Genomic DNA, 19,808 nt, shown 5'->3' with positions numbered 1-19,808 from the left:
ATGTTTTTGTGCCCCCACCTGGCCGCCGGAGGCTGTTTTTTGAAGCGGAATAATTCCAAAAAAAATGCCGCTGCCCCTTAACCCGAGGTACAAGGGCTAAGGGGCAGCGGCAACCAGCTTTAGAGGTGTCTCACCTCGCTGCCGGGGGCATTGCTTGTCTACGTTTTTCCGGCCTTAGCTCTCTGTTTCGGGGGTTCCTGCGTCGTTGCCCAGCAGCTCCCGGGTCAGACCGTTGATGTCGTTGCCCTTGAGGCCGATATCGGCCAGCAGGGAGTCCACCAGGGGGGCCTGGCCGCGGTAGCGCAGGGCGCTGTTCACCAGCTGGTCGGACAGGCTGGCGTCCCCTGAGGCCGCTGCGGCGCTGCCGTTTGCAGACGCCCCGTTGAGGCCGTCCACTTGGATGATCTTGATGCCGTCGATGTTCTCCATGGGCTTGACGCTCTCCCGGATGATCTCGGGGAGGTACTTGATGAGGGCCATGCGGATCTGCATGGCCACCTGGGCTTCGGACAGGGTGTTGTCCGCGTCGTTCAGGGCCCGCTTGCCCTCGGCTTCCACGGCGTAGCTGCGCTCTTCGGCGTCGGCCTTGAGGATCTCGGCGTCGGCGGCTGCCTTGGCTTCGATCATGAGCTTGTCGGCTTCGGCGGTGGCTGCGATGCGAATGGCCTCGGCCTCGTCTTCGGCGGCAAGTTTCTGGGTCTCGGCGGCCACCTTGATCTTGATGGCGTCTTTCTGGGCGGCCTTTTCCGCTTCGATGAGTTCCACGAGCTTTTCTCGCTCGGCAACCTGGCTCTCACGGACGGTGACCACGCTCTCTTCCTCTTTAACGGCCATGGCCCGCGCCTTGTCCGCCTCGGCCTGGGCTTCGGACTTGGCCTTGGATTTTTCAGCGATGGCGATGGAGCGATCCTGCTCGGCCAGTTCAACGGCTTTTTCCTGCTCGATCTTGGCCGTCTCCAGAACCTTCTCCTTGGCAATGTCCTTTTCGCGTACCTGACGCTCCTTGTCGATCTTGCCCTCTTCCACTGCACGATCCGCTTCGATGGTGGCCATGTCCACCTTCTGCTTGGCCTCGATCTTGGCCTCTTCGGCGTCACGCTGTTTCTGGGCACGCTCCCGGGCGATTTCCGCTGCCTGGTCTGCCTTGCGGATCTCGATCTCCCGCTCCTGCTTAAGGCGGGCGTACTCCTCTTCCCTCTGGATCTCCAGCTGCAGCTTTTCCGCTTCCAGGTTCTTGTTGGAGATGGAGACCTCGGTGTCCTGCTCGATGGCGTTACGCTTCATGCGGCGCACCTGGATCTCTTCGGTAAGCTTGGTCAGACCCTCGGCGTCAAAGGCGTTGTCCGGGTTGAAAAACTCCTTGCCGGTCTGGTCCAGGCCGGTGAGAGAGACGGTTTCGAGCTCCAGGCCGTTTTTCAGGAGGTCCTCTGAGACCACCTGCTGCACCTTCTGCACGAAATCCACTCGCTTTTCATGGAGTTCGGTCATGGTCATCTCGGCGGCAACGGACCGAAGGGCGTCCACGAACTTGCCCTCCACCAGTTCCTTCAACTCGTCCGGGTTCATGGTCTTCATACCCAGGGTCTGGGCCGAGTTGGCGATGGACTCCTCCGAGGGCTTCACCCGCACGTAGAATTCGGCCATGACGTCCACACGCATGCGGTCCATGGTGATGAGGGCCTGGGTCTCGGCGCGGCGCACCTCAAGGCGCAGGGTGTTCATGTTCACGGGGATCACCTCGTGAAGCACCGGCAGCACCAGGGCCCCGCCGTTCATTATGACCCGCTGGCCGCCGAAGCCTGTCCTTACAAAGGACGTCTCCTTGGACGAGCGGGTATACAGCTTGGAAAAAATAACGCCCACACACAGCAAAGATATGAAAACAATACCAGCAATAATCAACATACTGCCCATTCCTCCCATCTCAATCATGCATTTCTCCTCGTTTAATTCGGCTGTGCCCATGGCACAAGCCACACACACGTATACGTTTAGTCTTCAAGTTCTTCACAGGTATTTAAAATAGCGCGGAACACCGCGCCCTTCTGCTCCACGATCAACACCGCGTCTCCCTGCTCCAGGACCTGGCCCTCCTCATCGGGCTCCACCATGATGTAATGGGTGGTGCCGTAGCGGTCTTTCAATTTTGCCTGGGCAGGGCTCGATACCTCGGCACGGCCCAGGGTGATCCGGGCCACCTTGCCGATGTAGCTCTTCTCCGAGATCACCTCGGTCTCGTCCCTGGGAAGAAACCGCGCGCAGGTACGGCCAAACACCTTCACCACGGGAAGGGTCCCCAAAAGGGCCCCCACCGCCGCCAGGACAGAGGGCAGATAGCCCCCGGTCAGCGTCTCGGCCGCGGACTGGATGCCCAGGCCCAGGAGGCCGAAGGAGGTCAGCGAGACCACCAGCAGGATGAGAAACGGCACCCCGCGAATCTGAAGCCACCCCAGAAACCGGGTAAGGCCGGAGTCGGCCACGTCCGGGGCGTCTATATCCACGGAGGCATCCACGTCCGGGAACAGGCTGTCCAGAAGATCGGAGATACCGAATCCCAGCAAAACCCCCACCCCTTCCATCACGGAGATACACAGCATCACCCCAAGGGCAACGGTGAACGGAAGGTTGGCGGGATGCAGGATCAGCTTAACCATGGGCGCCCTCACCCTTGAAGGCGGCCAGACGCTCCCTCACGCGGTTGCTCCGGGCCATATCCTCAAGCTCGGCAAGCTTCACCGCATCGGCACGCCCGGTCTCCGTGGAGAGCGTTCCCATGCCACTGGCCTTGGCCGTGACCCGTTCAAAGGTCGCCTGGGCTTCGGCCACGCGCCGCGCCACATCTCCTGAAGCTGAGGCTCCCTGGGGGGCGTCGCCTGCTTCCCCTTCGGACCGGACAGCTTCCCGGTACTGGGCCAGGACCTCGGTCATCTCCCGTTTCTGGGCTTTCAAAGCATTAAGGTAGCTCTCCAGCTCTTTTTCCTGGGCGGCGTTGTCGGCCACGGCAGTCTCCAAGATGGGAATCTGGGCTTCGATGTCCATCTGCTTGCCGATGGCCGCTTCGGCCAGGTCGTCACGGTTTTCCCGCACGGCCAGCTCAATGCTGCCGGTGAGCTCTTCGTAGGTCCGGTTCATGGCCATGAGGCGCTTGCTGGCAAGATGCTTGCCCGCCACCACCTTGCCAAGCTCTTCGCGCACCTCGTCCATGGCGCCTTCCACGTCGCGGATGGTCTCTTCCATGACGCTCTCCGGCACCGCCCCTTCCAGGGCAGAGACCACCGAGTTCACGCTGCCGCTGACGATGCGGCGTACCCGTTTCCAAAGCCGTTCACTACTCATCACTGATCTCCTTCTTGTTTTCGAGTCATGATTTCCTGCATCAGCGCCGACAGCTCCATGGTGGATGCGATGCGCGATTTCACAGCCTCAGGGTCATAGCAGAGGCGAAAATCCGATGCCCCCATCTGAAGCGTTACGTCCATCATTCTGGATACGCGTTCGGTAAGGCCGCGCTCCAGTCCCGACAGGTCCTCGGCGCCTTCCGCCTGGTCTGCGGTATACGACAGGAAAAACGCGAGCAAATCCGGAAGCCACTCAAAGGAGCGCGTCACGAGCTCCGAGGAGACCCCGGCCCTTTGCTCGTCGGCCCGGACCTTCCGCACCGCAGGCCCCATGAGCCGCGTTATCTCGTCAAACCAGTCCTGATAGCCTTCGATCTCATTTTCTGCTGCACGCCTTTCGGCAATGAGCGCTCTGAACCGGTCACTGGGCGTCTTGGCCCCTTTAAAGTCGAGCCGACTTAAAAACTCGGCGTCATCTTCTGTGATTCGCACACTGAAAGGTACGGTTTTTGGCGGCATGTCCTCCCCCGTTGTCTTGAATTGTCCATCGGTTTTCAACCGAGTCCGTCAACATAGTTACGACAGATGAATTCATTTGTAAACATTTATTGTCAACCAATGGACAACAGCTCCAGACACACAATATTGTTATACCATCGCACCGTTACACGCCCGCCGCCCCACGTAGACGGTCGCAGGAAATCCCGTTGACACGCGATACCGGACCATGTGAGCATACATCCGCTTCACGAAGCCGACCGGCCCACGGGATGTGTTGACACGGCATCGGGAAACAGGCTAAGGCCTGATGGAGATGAAAAGACCGGAGGGCTGTTTGGCACCTTGTGTCGATAGCCCGTACCTGAAACATCAAAAACCCTGGAACCAGCCCATGCACATATACGGACTTCACGACGCCAAGCGGGTCATCAGCACCATGCTTCCCCTTGTGGGATACATCCTCGGCTTCATCGGCCTGACCCTGTTCACCGACATCTTCTTTGCGGGAATGCGCACCGGAGAAGAGGCCCAAAATGCCCTTGCTGCACACATCGCCGTCTCCACCGCCCTCAATTACCTGGTGATGACCTTTTTCCTGGGCCGCATCATCGAGCTGATCTTCGGCCTCCGTCCCCTTCCGGTGCTTTTGCTCATCCGCAAAAAACTCCCGGGCTACCTGCTGACCACCCTGCTCCTTGCGCTGCTCCTCACCCCCGTCATGATCCTGGTGTCCGCCCTGTTTTTCCCGGGAAATCCCCAGGCCCTGTTCTACACCGTCATGGTGACCCTGAAGGTGCTGCCCATCTATGTTTTTCCCCTGGTCTTCATCACCGGCCAGGCCAGGCATGCGGTGTTCACGGGCATCAAGTGCCTTTTAGGCAACGTCTCGGACTCCCTTTTCCTCATCATCCTGAGCGTTGTGGCCTTTCTCTTTGAGGGGTACATCCTGCCGGTTCTGCTCCCGTCCCTTGAAAGCAACACCCTGGCCTCCGCCGTCACGGTCAGCTGCAACATCTTCTTCAGCCTCTACATCTTCACGTCAGCGGCCTGGGTCATGAAGGAGAAAATCTACAGCGACGGGACGCCGGACGAACCGGTGACCCTCCATTAAAAAAGTGGAAAGACAGTCAGGTAAACGTGGGGCACAACAGGATGGGTGGAAGGCACTCGGAGTCCGGGTCAGGGCTTGAACCGGACAAACAGGGCGCCGGAGAGGATCAGGAGCAGTCCTGCGCACATCAGAACCACCGACCTGGCGTTAGTGGTGACAAAGGCCTGGAACCCCGCCGCTTCTGCGGGGTCGTAAAATGAGATGGCACCGATAAAGGCGGGAATGGCAAAGGCAATGCAGATCCAGCCGAAAACCTCAAAGCACTCTTCCCTGATGCTCGGCACCAGGGTAACAACGAGCAGCACCCCTCCAAGGGCGGACACAATCCCCCCGGCCCTCTCCAGGCTTCCCTGGAAGGCCCCTTCCCAAAAGAGATTGTAAACCATCCCGCACAGCAGCATCAGCAGGTGATAGTACAAAAAACCGGCAAGGGCACACAGGCCGATGGTCAGTAGTTTTAAGGCGAGCCCTCCGGTCTTCCGGGGCTTTAGCGTTTGCGGAGCCGGCTCCTCCTTTGCGGCTGCGGGTTCTGCGGTCTCCTGCTTGCGAGGCTCTCCGGCGGGAGGCCCCGGCGTCGGCACGGCAACCCGGGGAGCGGGTGTCGGCTCCGCGGCCCCAAAGGAATCCGCCACAGGCTCCACGCGGATCCGGTCCTGAAACGTGTCTGTTTCGTCCTGGGACACCAGCACCACGACGGGCTGCCGCCCATCTGCTGCGGGAAAGGCAAGCCCCAAGGCCACCGGCATCACCATGGCATCAAGATCCGGGATGATAAAGGCGTCAAGTCCCCGGCTTTTGCTCAGGGTCATCATCTTCCTGGCAGCGGTGTCGCCGTCCCGGCTTCTGGCATAAATGTACTCCACATCGATCCCGTCGGAAAAATCCGGAATCAGGGTACGCAGAATCACGCAGGCGAACTCTTTGTCAATGGCCTCATCGCCAAAAGAGGAGTCGATGCCGTGGCAGATCAGCACCACCTTTTCATGCTGCACACGTTTTCCGGAAGCCGGATCCATAACACTCAGTGCGTGTTTTATCTCCATTTCGCCTCCACCATTCGCCAGAAACAGGAAAAAAAGTCCGTTCCGCCTGCAGGATGCACCAGAGCGTGGCTCACCATGGAAAGGACGGCATCCCAGAGGATGTTGACCGATGAAAGGGGACTGATACCCGCCTGTGTCGGGGGAGGGGTCGAAGGGAACGAACCGACGTCAAACGGGCAATGCGGCGTGAGCGCAGGGTGCGAACCCAGCGCCTCAACAGATTGAAATTTTGCTTAAAATCCTACATCAACACCCCCATATGTTCAATAAAAAATCATCCTTCGCCTGCCCGGCCCAAAACCGAAGGGGCGCCCCGACCCCTGCCGAGAAAAAATGCCCACCGGCAGGGTGACAGGCCCCGCAGGAGACCCTGCGGCTTCGCCCCCCGGGGGGAGAAGGGTTTGCCGCAAGTCATCCACCGGGGCCCGCTGCCTCCTTACACCCTGAAGCGCCCCACCAGGGCACTCAGCTGGTCTGAAAGGCCGTGGAGCTCCCGAGCGTTGGTGCGCACCTGGGCGCTGACATCGGACATCTCCCCGGCTGTGGTATTGACGTCCGCGATCTCACGGGCCATGTCCCGGGAGACCCCGGTGCTTTCGGAGATCTTGTCGGAGACTGTCTGGATCCCGGAGGAGGCCTGGTTGATATTTCCGGAAATTTCAGCGGTGGTCACGGACTGCTCTTCAATGGCCGCGGCAATGGTAATGACAATCTGATTCACCTGGTCCACGACCTCTGCAATGCCATCGATCTCGACCACGGTCTCTTCGGTGGAGGCCTGGACGCCACCGATGCGCTCTCTGACCTCCTGGTTGGACACCGCGGTCTGCTTGGCCAGTTCTTTGATTTCATCGGCAACAACGGCAAACCCCTTGCCCGCGTCCCCAGCCCGGGCCGCCTCAATGGTGGCGTTCAGGGCCAGCAGGTTGATCTGCTCGGAGATCTCCCCGATGGTCTCGGTGACCTTGCCGATGGCCAGGGCCGCCTCCCCAAGGTCTCCCACCTTCTCTTTGGCCTGTCGGGCCTGGGTCACCGCATCGCCGGTGATGGTGCGCGCCGACTCCGAGTTCCGGGAGATCTCCCCGATGGTGGAGGTCATCTCCTCGGTGGCCGAGGCCATGGTGTTGAGGCTGCCTGCGGAGTGCTCGGTCTCACGGGCCACATCCTCCATGTTGCAGCTCATCTGCTCTGAGGCCGCTGCCACGGTGTGAGCCTTGGAGGAGGATGCCTCGGACCCCTGGGCCATGCGGCCCGCAAGATCCGTCAGCCCGGCCGAAGAGCGGGAGAGGGTCTCGGAGTTGCCCGCGATCTCCCGGATCATCTGCTGGAGCTTCTCCACAAAAAGGTTGAACCAGCGCGCCATCTCCCCCAGCTCATCACGGCTGGCAATGGTCAGGCGCTGGGTGAGGTCACCGTCCCCTTCGGCGATATCCCGGAGCATGTCACCGGCCTGCTTCAACGGACGCGTAATGGAGACAATAAGCACCAGGGCCGCCCCCACGGCCAGGGCTCCGCCGATGAGGATAAAGATTACGATGACGGCCTTGCCCGAGGAGGCCGACTCCACAAAGGCCGTCTTGGAACGCTCTGCCATGGTGTGTACCGTCTCGGAGGCCTCCTCAATGAGCCCCCGGGCCTCGGCGCCGGTTGCCAGCTCATGTTTGTCCTGGACCACGTAATCGTCCCAGGTGGCCCTGTACTCTCCGGCCGATGCCCGGATGGCCTCGGTGGTCGCCTCCATCTCCATGAGGCCGTCCAGAGCCTCGGTCACCTTGCCGGGATCGGTGCGGAAAGCCAGGTAGTAAAGGGCCCCCAACCGCGCATCCACAAGGGCCTCGTTCACCTTTGCCACCTGCTCCAACCGGGTGAAACCGTTTTCGATGACCCCGCCAAGCTCCCGCCCGGCTGTCTCGATGTCATCCACGTACACCCCGGCGCAGATCACCAGGTCCCAGGGCTTGAAGTAGCGGGCCACCGTTACCTTGGGGAACACGGCGTCCCCCATGCCCGGCTTGGTCCAGTAGTACTCGGTCATGGACGTGCCGTCCTTGACCGCCCCGTTGACCACATCAATCATGAAACGCTTTCCGGTCTTCTTGTCCTGGATCTTGGAAAAATCCATGCCTTCCAGGCTGCGGTCCGCGCCGTGGGCCACCAGGGTAAAATCCGGCCGCATCACAAAAAAGTAGTTGCTCCCCTCAAAGTGCATCTTGCGCACCACGGAAAGGGCCGCCTTCCGGGAACGAGAGGCCTTGTACATGGCCTCAACGGCATCGTGGGCCACGTCCACGAGGTTTCGAACGGAGGCAAAGGCCGTCTTTTTGAGGTAGTAGGTGCTGTTCTCCAGCACCTCCCCGCGAATGGCCGACTCAATGCGACGCGCCTCTTCCTGTGTGGTGGCTTTCACCTTAGCGGCGCTCGTCAAAAGGTGTCCGCGCAATTCGGCCTTCTTGCCCTTGGCAGCTTTCAGAGAGATGAGGTTCTTCTCGTAGAGCGTTCGTCCGGTGTTGAGCGTGTCCACCTCCCCGGTGGTACCGGACACCCGACCCAGCTCTTCCAGCATGGCCTTTACGATGTCCAGCCCCCTGCTCAAGGCCTCAAACTGCTCGGGTTTCCCCTCCTTGGCGTAGGCCACCTGTTCGCTTAAGGTTCCTTTAAGCTGTGTATCAAGTTCCAGGGTCATGTACCCCTCGTCCGCCTGGCGGATGACCCGGTTCAAACTGAGATAACCTGTCCCCCCAACCACAAGGAGCACCCCCACCAGCAGGGCAAACCCTGCAATCAGTTTTTTCCTCAAACTTACCGCTGCAAACATCCACCATCCTCCGTTGTCCATGGTCCGCGCCAGGGCCACATCACACACCGCAAAATTCCCTGACCGCCGAAAAACGCACTGATACATCACGTATCGACCCAGTAAACAGGGAACTTTAGGCGATTGTGACGCTGAAAAGACAGCCGCGGAATCACATTGACAAACTGTTTATAAAACGAGATGGCATGGCGGAAGACCCACAAAGGCTGCCTTTACGACGGGCCTGTTGTGAGGTAGAAAAAAACAATGGACCACAACCGGAAGGAAAGGTGAAAGGATTGGACACCCTCAATATCGCGTTTACCGATGATGCAGGGCACGCCCTGCGCAAACGGGGAGGGGCCGTGACCCTCCGTATGGTGAAGAAAAAGAGCTGCGGCAGCTGACGCCCCTCAGGCCGGGCACCCGACCTGACCCCGGCAGTTCGCCGGGGCGTCCCCTTTAGGAAAAACAGATTTCGCAAGGCCCTGGTGGACGGCATCCCCGTCTGGTACACCCCGGAGGTGCTTGCCCACACAGGCCCCATCATTGTCAGCATCAAGCGATGGGGATTTTTGCGTCGTCTCTCCGTGGAAAACCTCTGGCTTTAACCGGCCCCCGCCTCAAGGCGAAAGCATGGCAAGGCAGACCTTGGTCCCCTGGATAAAATCCCTGCCCCCGGACAATTCCACCACGGGCACTCCCGCCAGCAGATCGGCATAGGCGGAGAGGGTCGGGGCCCTGGTGTCCTGCCCCTGAAACGGGCCGTAAAAAAGGCCGGTGTCCTTGGCAAAGGCGGAGAGCAGGCTGGCGTCCCGGGGTATCTCAAGGGGCCGTGCCATGGTGGGGGAACCTCCCCCGGACCAGTTCAGGATCACCAGGCCGCAGAGGGGAGCTGTCAGGGCAAAACGGCCCGGCCCGAAAAACCGGTGGATGGGCACGTCGTGCTTTTCTTCCACAGCCCTAAGAACATCTCGGGGCAAAGACCTGAACCGAGCCCTCTCACCGGGGGCGAGCAGGCCGGAAAGCCCGGGCACGGTCAGGGCTGTCCCCGGATTGATGCGTGGGTGCTTGGCCACCCCGCACATCTCAAGGCCTTCCCCACGTCGCATCACCATCAGGCGATCATTGCTGACAAACCTTGCCCCTGCAGCCATGAGATGCAGGGCCAGGGTGGATTTCCCCGATCCCGATACCCCGGCCACGGCAAGGCCTCGATTGCCCGCCACCACCCCCGCCCCATGTCCCAGCAGGCTCCCCTGACCTAGCTTCCACTCGATAAAGCGATTGTTGATGAAGTTGATCACCTGGTTGGTGTTGGCAAGGCAAGGCCCCACTGCAAGGTGCTCCCCGCCGCCAAAGAGAAAAAGCATGCCCGTGAGCCGTTTACGCACCATGCGCCCGTCCGGGAAATCCACCCACTCCTCCTTGATCACGGTCTTGCCGTGGGACGGTGGCTTCGGGGCAAAGGCAAAGGGAGCTGATAACACCTCGGATTCATGGAGGCTGATGCGCACGGCAGGCGGGCCGCCGTCACAGAGAAACTCCTGAAAATAATCGATCAGGGCCTCTTTGATCTCTCGGGAGTTTGAGGTGACCCGCACCAGGCACCCGGCAAACCCCAGCGTCAGCCCGTTGTTGGCCGGAATGCGGCTCCGCACCCGAGCCAGGAGTTCTTTGCAGGTTCCGCCGGAAAGGATCATGGCATAACCCTTTCCATCACATGGTCCACGTATCGGTCCGCCGCGTTGATGCCGGTGGTCTCCAGAATGCCCCGAAAACCACCGAACGCCGACACTTCGAAGACGTAGGGGCCCTCGTCTGTCAGGGCCACGTCCACACAGGTAAAGCTCAGGTTGAACAGGGCCTGGGCCCTGTGGGCCAACTCGATGACCTCGGCAGGAGGGTCAAAGGCCCGGTACCTGCCCCCGGACGCCGTGGTGGTATTCCACGATCCCCCTTGCCTGCTGCGGGCGTAAGTGGCCAGGTACTTCCCGCCCACAAAGGCGATCCCCAGGTCGCGGTCCCCTATGGCAATGGATTTCTGAAGATAGAGGATGGGATTTTTCGCCTTGTAGGCCCGGATAATCTCCCCTGCCCCGGGCCCGTCCTTCAGATGGACCATGCCCCGGGCCTTTGAGGTGTACAAAGGCTTCAGGATGGCCGTGCCGTAGGCCTTCAGGGCCTCCATGGCGTGTTCTTCACTCTCGGTGACAGTGGTGGGCGGCATGGGAATCCCGGCCAGCTGAAGGGTGATGGTACAGGAGAGCCGATCCAGAACGCGGATCAGGGCCAACGGAGAGCTGAACACCTTCACCCCCCGCCCCTCCAGGTACCGAAACAGCTCCAGCCGGTCCAAAAGGTCCGGGGAGTAGCGCGCGCCGATCTTTTTGATCATCAGGGCATCGAACCCTGCAAGATCATGGGGACCGCACCGGGCCCTGCCCGAGGGCAGATCCAGGCGGATCTCGTTCGGGGAGATGAGGACACGCCGCCCGGTCCGGGCAGCCACCGCATCGGCAAGTTGTTCCGAGGACCACCCTCCCTGATTGCCGATCACGCCAATGTTCACCGCATCCCTCCTGAATCTTATGATAGGTCAGATGACGAGTTCGCCGGATACTCCGCCTTCAGGCCCCGTCAGTAGTAAAGAACCTCCTCGGGAAACCGAAACGCCGCCCAGTCCCCGCGTTGACACCCCTGGACCTTCTCCAGGAGAAACAGGGCCCGCTTGTACATGGCCCGGGCAAAGTCGGCATTAAGCTCAAAGCGGGTGGAGGTATAAAAAGACCGGGCCAGGGCAAGGGCCAACCGAACGCAAAAGGAGGCGTCGCCGCGCTCCCTGGAAAAGGCTTCAACCCCCTTGTGAAACCTGTGAATGGCCCCGTTGATCCGCCGACGGCGGTCGGCCTCGAACACCGGGGTGCGAAACAGGGAGACCAGAAACACCGAGGCGTCCTGAACGTAGTCGAAATCCCGGGATCGGTGCAGGTCGATGAAGTGCACACGCCCTGTGTCGTGGTTGTACACCACATTGCTCGTGTTGAAATCCCCGTGGATAAACACGGACACCGGGGCTGCAAGCCCCTGTTCCATGGCCGCACACCGCGCCAGGAGTTCTTGAACGGAGTGGGCGGCGGCGCGGCCCACGTGGGTGCTCTCCCGGAAAAATGCAGGGTGCACCGCCAGCACATCGGCAAGGCGAGTCTGGATCTGATGGATGTAGTCCGTATTCCGGGGCGCTGTAACGGCTGTGCGGTCCCACACGGCAAACAGGGTACGCTCAAGGGCGTCAAGGGCGCTTTTCGCCGTAGCGTCCCCTGCCGACCGGATCACCGTGTCCAGGGTATCCCCGGGAAGAAACTCAAGGAGCAGGGACCCGTTCTCCCCCTGAGCATGAAAACTGTAGATCTCGGGCACCAGGCCCGGGCAGCAGCGCTGCCACCGGCTGTTGTTCTCCTTTTCCCGTTTTATTTTTTCCAAGGGCCCTTCTTTGTAGATCCGGCTCCCGGTCTCGGGCCGGGTGCCCGGCCCCCTGACCTCCCCCACCCGGCACCCGGACCGCGTCCCCTTAATGGCCCGGTAATCGATGCTTTCCACGGAATCGGCACTCCCTGACTTGGACAGGGTTTTCTTCAGCGCATGGAACTGCTCGATGTCGATGTGCTCACCCAGAATGGAAAAAAGGATCGCCTCCCCGATGTTGAGGAGTTCGCTTCCCACCCGCCCCAGGTCCCTCAAGACGCAGAGGACGGAAACGAGGTGCCGCGGGTCGCCCCCCTCCTGCAGCGCGGCCATGAGTTTCTCCGCACCGTCCGCGCAGGCCCGGTCCAGCTCCGATCCCACCCGGCAGATGGAGAGGCCGGCGTCCATCTTGCCCTTGGCCAGGGCCCTTTGAATCGGCGCAATGCCCCTTACAATCGGTAAAAAGGCCCCCTCCACATCCATTGCCGCCTGGAGTTCCCGGCAGCTATGGTGTGCGGCCTGCTCCGCAACGTCTACGAGGGTGTCCCCGATACGTGCCAGGCTGTCGCAGATTCTCTGGGCGGCACGAACCTTGTTCACAAGAGGGCGCGACAGGGAGCTTCGGCTGTGGATGAACCCGAAGCACTCGTTATCCACCACCGTTTTCAGGTTATCGATGTACCTCTTGCGGGAGTGAAGCTTGGCCATGCCTTTCCGCACAGGGTCCAGAAAGAACATCCGGGTCCCCCGGGCCTGGGTTTCCACGGCCAGGACAAGGAATCGGAAATGTTGGTCAAGGCCCTCCGGAGTCGCCATGGGCTACCTCACCTGCAACGGGGGGTACCCTTGCCCATCCGGCGTCTCCCCGTCTCGCCAGCTCACGGTGATACTCAACTTGGTAAGACCTGCTTTGTTTTTGGCTTTCACCGTAAAGTTAAGGAGCCCGGACGGGTGAAGGTCGATGGCGGCTCCGTTGGTGGACAACGCGATGGACCCCTTGCGAAAGCCTTCGGCAAGGGAAGTCAGAAAGGCCGTGATGGTGTCGTTGTCCTGAAGGGAATCGAAAAGGAATTTTTCGTCGGACATGGAAGGGCTCCTGAAGGTGTGAATGGATTTACCGGGCAGGCCGGAAACCGAAAACGACTCACGCTGTCCGGCATGTGGTGCCTGTTGCGCACTATTACGGTTACCCCTTGAGGCGCTCCCTGTACTCACGGATGACGGAGCGCCTGCTGACCCCGTGGATCACAAGCTTCTTCCGGATGTTGAGGTTGTCCCAGGCTGGCTGATAACCGATCTCCCGGCTTGCCTTGGCCTCGTCCTGAAGTTCCCTTGCCTTGGTTTTTTCTCCCATGTGGCAGTCATCGCCCATGAAGATGAGCTGCTTTCGCCGCGTTGCCGTGCTCTTCCGGTTCTGATCGTTCACAACGGAAATAAGAAACTCGGTGTAGCGCTGGGACTGGGGATTCCAGGTCTCAATGCCGTCCACGTCGTAGCCTGCAAGGAGGATGGGCCAGAACTCCTCCGGGTGAGGAATCACCACCCCTCCCCCCAGGGCGCGGACCTCTTCGATGACCTCGGAGGCCCGATAGAAATAGCTCAAGGGGAAATGGGTCTTGACGATCTGCTTCACCGCCTGCAGGTAGGCCTGGACCCGTCCGATGGCAAGGTCCCCCACCTCAGGGCGCAGGGTGTCGAACCAGTTTTTGAGGAGCTTGTTTTTCACGGAGATGGCCGGAACCTTGGGCCAGTTTTCATCCAGAAGGGTCTGGATCCGGGTCACCTGGGCCCGGGTAAAGGCGACCACCTCGGCATCGGCACCTGTGGCCATGGCCGCCTGGTTGATTCTCTCCTCCCGGGGCTTGATGATGGTGTCCATGAAATCAAAGAGCTGGGAAGAGCGGTACTTTGCGGTGAGCTCCAGCATGGACTTGAGAACATGGGCTTCCTGGACCTTCTCGTCGGTGAAGTGGAGCAGGAGCTGCACCTTGCTGTTGAATTTTTTGGCGTAGCAGTCCACCTCCACACCGGTGTAGCCGCCCCAGCTCATCATCTGGTTGTGCTGGGTAGGAATGATCAGGGCTTCCCGGATATTGGGAAAAGCCGCCTTCAATCGCTGCTTGATCAAGGGCATAGGGACAAATTCAGGGTGCCAGTGAACCGCCAGGAGGGCCTCCTGACGATGGTGCACCACAGGGGGCCGCGTGACCTGCTCCACCTGCCAGGGGGCCAGCTCCGTAGCCACGAGGCCTAAGAAGCGCTCCAGGTCCCCTTCGGCGACTTCGGCGGAAAATCCCTGCCGGGGAAAAAGCCTTCGCCCGACCTCTCCGGATGACACGGTCTTGTCTGTCATGGCCTCTTTCCTTTGCCCTGCCCGGAGCGGGCACGGCGGCCGGTGTCCCAACGACGGGATCCCCCTTGCGGGGCATGATCCGCGGTCAGGTAAACGAGAGCAGGGCCCGGGTCAGGTGTCCTTTGTCGATGCCGGCTCCGGGGCGGTCCCCGATGAGGGGCACGTCGATGACATCGACCCCCATGGCCTCAATGGCCTGTGTGTCCAGCCCACCGGGGTATTGCCCTTTGCGGCTGTCCACAAGCACGAACTGCAGGGCGTCCCGCCCCCGGGGAGCCCCGCTCTCAACAAGATAGGCCTGCAGGGCCGCCACCTGGTCTCCCACGCTGTAGCCCAACAGTTCGGGATCTTCGAAAGGGTTGGGAACAAACACCTTGGGGCAGGGATTTGCGGCAACGGCCTTGCCCACACCCCACGGCAGGATGTTGGCGACCACACTGGTAAAAAAACTGCCGATGGGAAAACAGATCAGATCGGCACCGGCGATACGGTCGGCGGTCTCCCCGTCGATGGAGATCTTGACAGGGGAGGTGTCGTCCAGGGAGGGAGTCAGCCACACCCGGGTAATCCTGGACTGGATGGCCCCGCCCTCTTTGCCGGTCAAGAGGTGCTGGCCCACAACCACGGACCCGTCGGCCAGGGCAGCGGCGATATGCATGTCCTCGGCCACCACCGGATGCACCTCGCCATGGCCCCCCACAAGGGCTGCCACCAGGCTGATCCCCGATGCCATGCCGTGGCTTGAGGCAAGATAAGCTGAGGTCAGCACCAGGTTGCCCATGCAGGCGCCCCTCAGGTCGAAGGCATCGGGCATGGACTCCAGAAACCGCCGAAAGTGGGGGCAAAGGGCCTCACCTGTCCGCAGGGAGAGCCCTTGGAACAGGTGATGGGTTCCCCCAGCCAGGGCGGCGAGCTCCGAGGCCGCTTCGTCCCGGGGCATGTCCCGGGAGAATCGGTGGGAAAAAAGTGCAGCGGCGGCTTGTCCTTCACCGGTGGCCGAGTCCGACAGAGCAAGAAGGCGGCTTCGGATATCGCCCATGGCCGGTATGTGAAACCACCGACGAAGCTCCCCGCTGCTCCCGCCGGAATCAAAGGGAGTCATGATATGAATGGTGTTGTGGGTATACCGCGTCAACTCCCGGGAGACCTCACCCAGGGCGGTTCCACCACTGAAAAAGAGAATCCTCGGCCCTGTGTGTGGAGACCGTAAATAGCGTTCGTATTTGTTTGAATCAGGGATACACATCTCGTCCTGTATTGCGTCCTGTAAGGAGGTACCAGCACTCTCGGGACATGGCCCGAATCCCTGCTGCGGTGCGAAAAAGGACCACGGCAAGCCATTGGCCGGGGACCGACAGGGCACGCTCCGGCGCCTCCCGAAACCACAAAGGGATAACGCCTGTCATAGGTTGGGTAATAGATCTTAAATATATCCCAATAGGTCATGACGTGGAATGAAAAAAGAGACAATACCCAATGCTGAGAGCAGGTTCTGCTGGCGAAGGATTTGACACTGCCGTGTATTTTGCGGTAATTCTAAAAAGTTACTTCTCGCACCACATACAGATTGCCCGTCACCCATTGATTGCCTCCCGGCTCGCCTGCCTGAACCCGACCACCATGGCGCACCCGACGTGCCCCATGCCCCGTTGGTCCGTGGGTAAAAACGGCTCGACCCTCACGTAAAGGGGGATCCATGATTGAAATCACGAAATCCATTGCCGTTCGAAGGCCCATCCACGAGGCCTTCCGCGTCATCAGCGACTTTTCCTTTATCCAGCACTGGGATCCCGGCGTGGTATCGTCCCAAAAGGTATCCGACGGCCCCGTGGGGGAGGGGACCTCCTTTGCACTGGCCCTCAGGTACGGGATCTTTTCCATGCGGATGGTCTACACCATCACAGAGTACCGTCCCCCCTTCCGGGTGATGCTCAAGGGAACCGGAGACTCCTTTGCCGTCACCGACACCATTGTGATGAGCGAAAACAGCTCCCGAACCACGGTGACCTACACGGCCTGCTTTGACCTGCCCGATATGCCGCCCCGGCTTGCGCCGGTGGTGCAGCCCCTTCTGGAGCGCATCGCCCGGGCCGCCATGGACGGCATGAAGGCCGCCCTCTCCCCCTGCCCGGGCCCGCCCCGGTCCGTGGCCCTGTTTCACCGGGGGGTCCACCCCGTTGATGCCGTGGCCGACCGACTGGTGCTGCCCGGCGCCTTAAGCTTCAGCAAGTGGGGCCACAACCTGGCCCAACCCTTCTGGAGACCCGGCACCGAGCTTCTCACCGGCAAAACAGTGGTCCTCACCGGCCCCACATCGGGTCTGGGTAAGGCCGCGGCACAGGCCCTGGCCCTGCGGGACGCCCGCCTCATCCTCATCGCAAGAAACCGACAAAAGGCCATGGAGACAAGCCGGGAGCTTACCCGCATCACGGGCAACGATAAGATCAATGTGGCCGTCGCAGACCTGAGCATCATGGCCGAGGTTCACCGGGTGGCGGACGAAATCCTTCATGAGGCGCCCTGTATCAACGTGCTCATCAACAACGCCGGGGCGCTGTTCCCCCAGCGGGAGACCACAAGCGAAGGCCTGGAGCGCACCTTTGCCATCAACCTGCTGGGCGTGTTCACCCTCACCCGGAGGCTCCTGCCCGCCCTCTGCCGGGCAAAGGAGCCGCGCATCCTCAACGTGGCCTCCGGCGGCATGTACACCCAGAAAATCCACGTGGACGACCTGGAGATGGAAAGCGCCCCCTACGACGGGCCCACCGCCTACGCATGGGCCAAGCGAGGCCTGGTGATCCTGACCGAGCACTGGGCTGAGATGTTTCGCCACCGCCCCTTTGCCGTCCACGCCATGCACCCCGGATGGGTGGACACCCCGGGTCTTGCCGCCTCCCTGCCCCGATTTCACAAAGCGATCCGGCCCCTGCTCCGAACGCCTGCTCAAGGGGCCGACACCCTGGTCTGGCTTGCCGCGGCCGAACCACCGGGCCGGTGCTCGGGCCTTTTCTGGCTCGACCGAAGGCCCCACAGCACCCATGTATTTCCCGGTACCCGTGAGACCGAGGATGAGCGCAGGCAACTTCTCACAGCCCTTGAGCACCATGAGCATGCTCTGCGCCGTCAAAGGATCCATAAACGCGAAACCTAAACACCCACCCCTTTTTGCCATGCCCGGACCGTAAAAGAGAAATCGGGTCCAAGGAGAGCCATGTTGCCCATTAAACGCACCATCCTGCTCCTGATCTGCTGCCTTTGGGTCCTTCCCGCCCACAGCCTGGAGCCCACGGCCACCATCGACGGGGTCCGCTTTGACCTGGTCTACCCGGACGCACCGGTCACCCTTCACCTGCGGGGTGTTGCCACCCTGCGTTACCTCCGGTTCATCAGGGCTTATGCCGGGGCCCTCTACATGCCCAAGGCCATCCCCTCAAGTGAGGTGCTCACCGATGTGCCCAAGCACCTGGTCCTCGAATACTTCCAGACCATCGACGCCGAGGACTTTGCCGAAGCCACCCGCGCCATGGTGGAAAGAAACACGGATGAGGCCACCTATGCCCGCATCGCCCCCGAGCTGTATCGCCTCTGCCGCGCCTTCCGCTCCGTTGTGCCCACCGACCGCTACGCCCTGACCTACGCACCGAAATCGGGCCTTTCCCTCACCCTCAACGGCATCCAGCTGGGGACCTTCCAGGGGCCTGACTTTGCCCGGGCCATGTTCGCCGTCTGGCTTGGCGACGCCCCCATCGACAAGGCCTTTCGAAAGCGGCTCCTGGGGGCGAAGTGAAGCCCGGGACCGAAAGGCTGCCCCGTCCGGTCAAGCTCGCCTACGCCCTGCCCGCCTTTGCCATGGCCGTGGTGGGCATCCCCGTCTACATCTACATCCCCAAGTTCTACACCGACGTCATGGGACTGGACATTGCCGTGGTGGGGGCGGGCCTTCTGGGGCTGAGGCTCTTTGACGCCGTCACCGATCCTGTCATGGGCATGCTCTCCGACCGCACCGCCAGCCCCTTGGGCAGGCGACGCCCCTATATCGCGGTGGGGGCCGTCATTCTCTGCCTGGCCATCGCCTGCCTCTTCAACCCGCCCCAACTCGGCGAGCCCTGGACCACGGCCTGGTTTTTCATCTGGCTGGCCCTGGTCTTCCTCTTCTGGACCGTTGCGGTGGTGCCCTACGAAGCCCTGGGCCCGGAGCTCACCTTTGATTACCATGAACGAACGGTTCTCTTCGGCTATCGGGACGGGTTTCTCATCGCCGGCACCATGATGGCGGCCATCGTCCCCGTCATCATCCGCACCGCCCTGCGATCTACCGGGACTTCATTTTCCGACCACACCGTCTTTTTCATCATGTCCCTTGTCTACATTCCCCTGATCCTGGCCTGCTGCGGCATCTGCGTTGTCAGGGTCCGGGAACATGCCACCTCCGCCGTGCCGGAGCCGTTTCATCTCAAAGAGAGCCTGGCCCCCCTCCTGAACAACAAACCCTTCGGCATTCTGGTCGTGGCCTTTGCATTCAGCGCCATCGCCGCCCAGATGCCCGCCACCCTGATCCTTTTTTATGTGGAACACGTCCTTGAATCCAATCGGGCCGAGCTGTTCCTTCTCCTCTATTTTGTCTCGGGGGTCGTCTTTCTCCCCGCATGGGTGCGGCTTGCCAGGCGAATCGGAAAAAAGGCGGCGTGGATGGCCTCCATGGCCATCAACACCGGAGCCTTCTTCTATGTCTTCTGGCTTGGGCCGGGTGACGAAGGGGTCTACGGGGCCCTGGTCTTTGTCTCGGGTATCGGCTTCGGCGCCGGCCTTGCTCTCCCTTCCGCCCTCACCGCAGATGTCATCGACTTCGACGAATCCCTCACCGGCAAACGGCGCGAAGGCCAGTACATCGGGGTCTTCTCCGTGGCAAAAAAAATGGCCGGTGCCACAGGGGCAGGCCTCGGCCTCTGGGCCCTCGGTTTTTTCGGCTACGAGGCGGGCCAGCGCCAGGGACCAGAGGCCATCTTTGCCTTACGGACCCTGTACGCCCTTGTCCCCTGCCTCTTGAGCATTGTGGCCCTTGCCGTTGCCGGTTTCTACCCCCTTTCCCAAAAGCACCATCAAGAGATCATGGCTCAACGTCCCTCCCCTTAACCCGCAGATGTCATGCCTCCCTTTTTCTTCGCCCCGGCACGTCAGATAAGGTTGACATTTCTATTCTTTT

General features: G+C 61.0%; 16 protein-coding genes. 4 read left to right on the top strand and 12 right to left on the bottom strand.

Going from position 1 to position 19,808, the window contains the following annotated elements:
• Positions 1–174: 174 nt before the first annotated feature.
• Genes ACOYW0_RS16575 through ACOYW0_RS16560 form a run of 4 tightly spaced genes read right to left on the bottom strand, consistent with a single transcriptional unit; the run spans position 175 to position 3,857 of the window.
• The gene (locus ACOYW0_RS16575) at positions 175–1,932 is read right to left on the bottom strand and encodes a flotillin family protein (protein WP_482414941.1); all 1,758 of its coding nucleotides are present in this window, start codon (positions 1,930–1,932) and stop codon (positions 175–177) included.
• 59 nt (positions 1,933–1,991) lie between these two features.
• Positions 1,992–2,654 carry a YqiJ family protein gene (locus ACOYW0_RS16570; RefSeq protein ID WP_482414940.1) on the bottom strand — a complete coding sequence of 221 codons (663 nt, stop codon included), beginning with the start codon at positions 2,652–2,654 and terminating at the stop codon, positions 1,992–1,994.
• Positions 2,647–3,336: a PspA/IM30 family protein gene (locus ACOYW0_RS16565; RefSeq protein WP_482414939.1), complete on the bottom strand. Its 690-nt coding sequence runs from the start codon at positions 3,334–3,336 to the stop codon at positions 2,647–2,649. Before ACOYW0_RS16565 ends, ACOYW0_RS16570 begins: the two co-directional genes overlap by 8 nt.
• Positions 3,336–3,857, bottom strand: coding sequence for a hypothetical protein (locus tag ACOYW0_RS16560; RefSeq protein ID WP_482414938.1), 522 nt, complete (start codon positions 3,855–3,857; stop codon positions 3,336–3,338). Before ACOYW0_RS16560 ends, ACOYW0_RS16565 begins: the two co-directional genes overlap by 1 nt.
• A gap of 373 nt (positions 3,858–4,230) precedes the next feature.
• Between ACOYW0_RS16560 and ACOYW0_RS16555 the strand changes: the two genes are divergently transcribed.
• Positions 4,231–4,950: a hypothetical protein gene (locus ACOYW0_RS16555; RefSeq protein ID WP_482414937.1), complete on the top strand. Its 720-nt coding sequence runs from the start codon at positions 4,231–4,233 to the stop codon at positions 4,948–4,950.
• Positions 4,951–5,018: 68 nt separating this feature from the next.
• Here the strand turns inward: ACOYW0_RS16555 and ACOYW0_RS16550 are convergent, their stop codons facing one another.
• The 8 genes from ACOYW0_RS16550 to ACOYW0_RS16515 all read right to left on the bottom strand — a co-directional run bounded on the left by ACOYW0_RS16550 (position 5,019) and on the right by ACOYW0_RS16515 (position 15,851).
• Positions 5,019–5,993: a hypothetical protein gene (locus ACOYW0_RS16550; RefSeq protein ID WP_482414936.1), complete on the bottom strand. Its 975-nt coding sequence runs from the start codon at positions 5,991–5,993 to the stop codon at positions 5,019–5,021.
• Positions 5,994–6,429: 436 nt separating this feature from the next.
• Positions 6,430–8,808 carry a methyl-accepting chemotaxis protein gene (locus ACOYW0_RS16545; RefSeq protein WP_482414935.1) on the bottom strand — a complete coding sequence of 793 codons (2,379 nt, stop codon included), beginning with the start codon at positions 8,806–8,808 and terminating at the stop codon, positions 6,430–6,432.
• A 602-nt stretch (positions 8,809–9,410) separates the two neighbouring features.
• Positions 9,411–10,490, bottom strand: coding sequence for an HprK-related kinase B (locus ACOYW0_RS16540; protein WP_482414934.1), 1,080 nt, complete (start codon positions 10,488–10,490; stop codon positions 9,411–9,413).
• Positions 10,487–11,359 (bottom strand): GAK system ATP-grasp enzyme, encoded by an 873-nt coding sequence (locus ACOYW0_RS16535; protein ID WP_482414933.1) that lies wholly within the window; start codon positions 11,357–11,359, stop codon positions 10,487–10,489. Before ACOYW0_RS16535 ends, ACOYW0_RS16540 begins: the two co-directional genes overlap by 4 nt.
• Positions 11,360–11,427: 68 nt before the next feature.
• On the bottom strand, positions 11,428–13,068 hold the full coding sequence (locus ACOYW0_RS16530; protein WP_482414932.1) for a phosphotransferase: 1,641 nt from the start codon (positions 13,066–13,068) through the stop codon (positions 11,428–11,430).
• 3 nt (positions 13,069–13,071) lie between these two features.
• Positions 13,072–13,338 (bottom strand): amphi-Trp domain-containing protein, encoded by a 267-nt coding sequence (locus tag ACOYW0_RS16525; RefSeq protein ID WP_482414931.1) that lies wholly within the window; start codon positions 13,336–13,338, stop codon positions 13,072–13,074.
• Positions 13,339–13,438: 100 nt separating this feature from the next.
• Positions 13,439–14,605, bottom strand: a complete 1,167-nt coding sequence (locus ACOYW0_RS16520) for a hypothetical protein (protein ID WP_482414930.1) — start codon at positions 14,603–14,605, stop codon at positions 13,439–13,441.
• An 85-nt stretch (positions 14,606–14,690) separates the two neighbouring features.
• Complete coding sequence (locus ACOYW0_RS16515; RefSeq protein WP_482414929.1) at positions 14,691–15,851, bottom strand: GAK system CofD-like protein; 1,161 nt, start codon at positions 15,849–15,851, stop codon at positions 14,691–14,693.
• Positions 15,852–16,301: 450 nt separating this feature from the next.
• On the opposite strand from ACOYW0_RS16515, the gene ACOYW0_RS16510 reads away from it, so the two are divergent.
• Genes ACOYW0_RS16510 through ACOYW0_RS16500 form a run of 3 tightly spaced genes read left to right on the top strand, consistent with a single transcriptional unit; the run spans position 16,302 to position 19,738 of the window.
• The gene (locus tag ACOYW0_RS16510) at positions 16,302–17,756 is read left to right on the top strand and encodes an SDR family NAD(P)-dependent oxidoreductase (protein ID WP_482414928.1); all 1,455 of its coding nucleotides are present in this window, start codon (positions 16,302–16,304) and stop codon (positions 17,754–17,756) included.
• Between the two features lie 60 nt (positions 17,757–17,816).
• Positions 17,817–18,392, top strand: coding sequence for a chalcone isomerase family protein (locus tag ACOYW0_RS16505; RefSeq protein WP_482414927.1), 576 nt, complete (start codon positions 17,817–17,819; stop codon positions 18,390–18,392).
• Positions 18,389–19,738 carry an MFS transporter gene (locus ACOYW0_RS16500; RefSeq protein WP_482414926.1) on the top strand — a complete coding sequence of 450 codons (1,350 nt, stop codon included), beginning with the start codon at positions 18,389–18,391 and terminating at the stop codon, positions 19,736–19,738. The genes ACOYW0_RS16505 and ACOYW0_RS16500 overlap by 4 nt, the downstream gene beginning before the upstream one ends.
• Positions 19,739–19,808: the final 70 nt, after the last annotated feature.

The sequence above is a fragment of the Desulfoluna sp. HI9BLuna genome, assembly GCF_056829775.1.
Note: the sequence above shows the minus strand (reverse complement) of the source record. Positions and strands in the feature narration are given on the sequence as shown.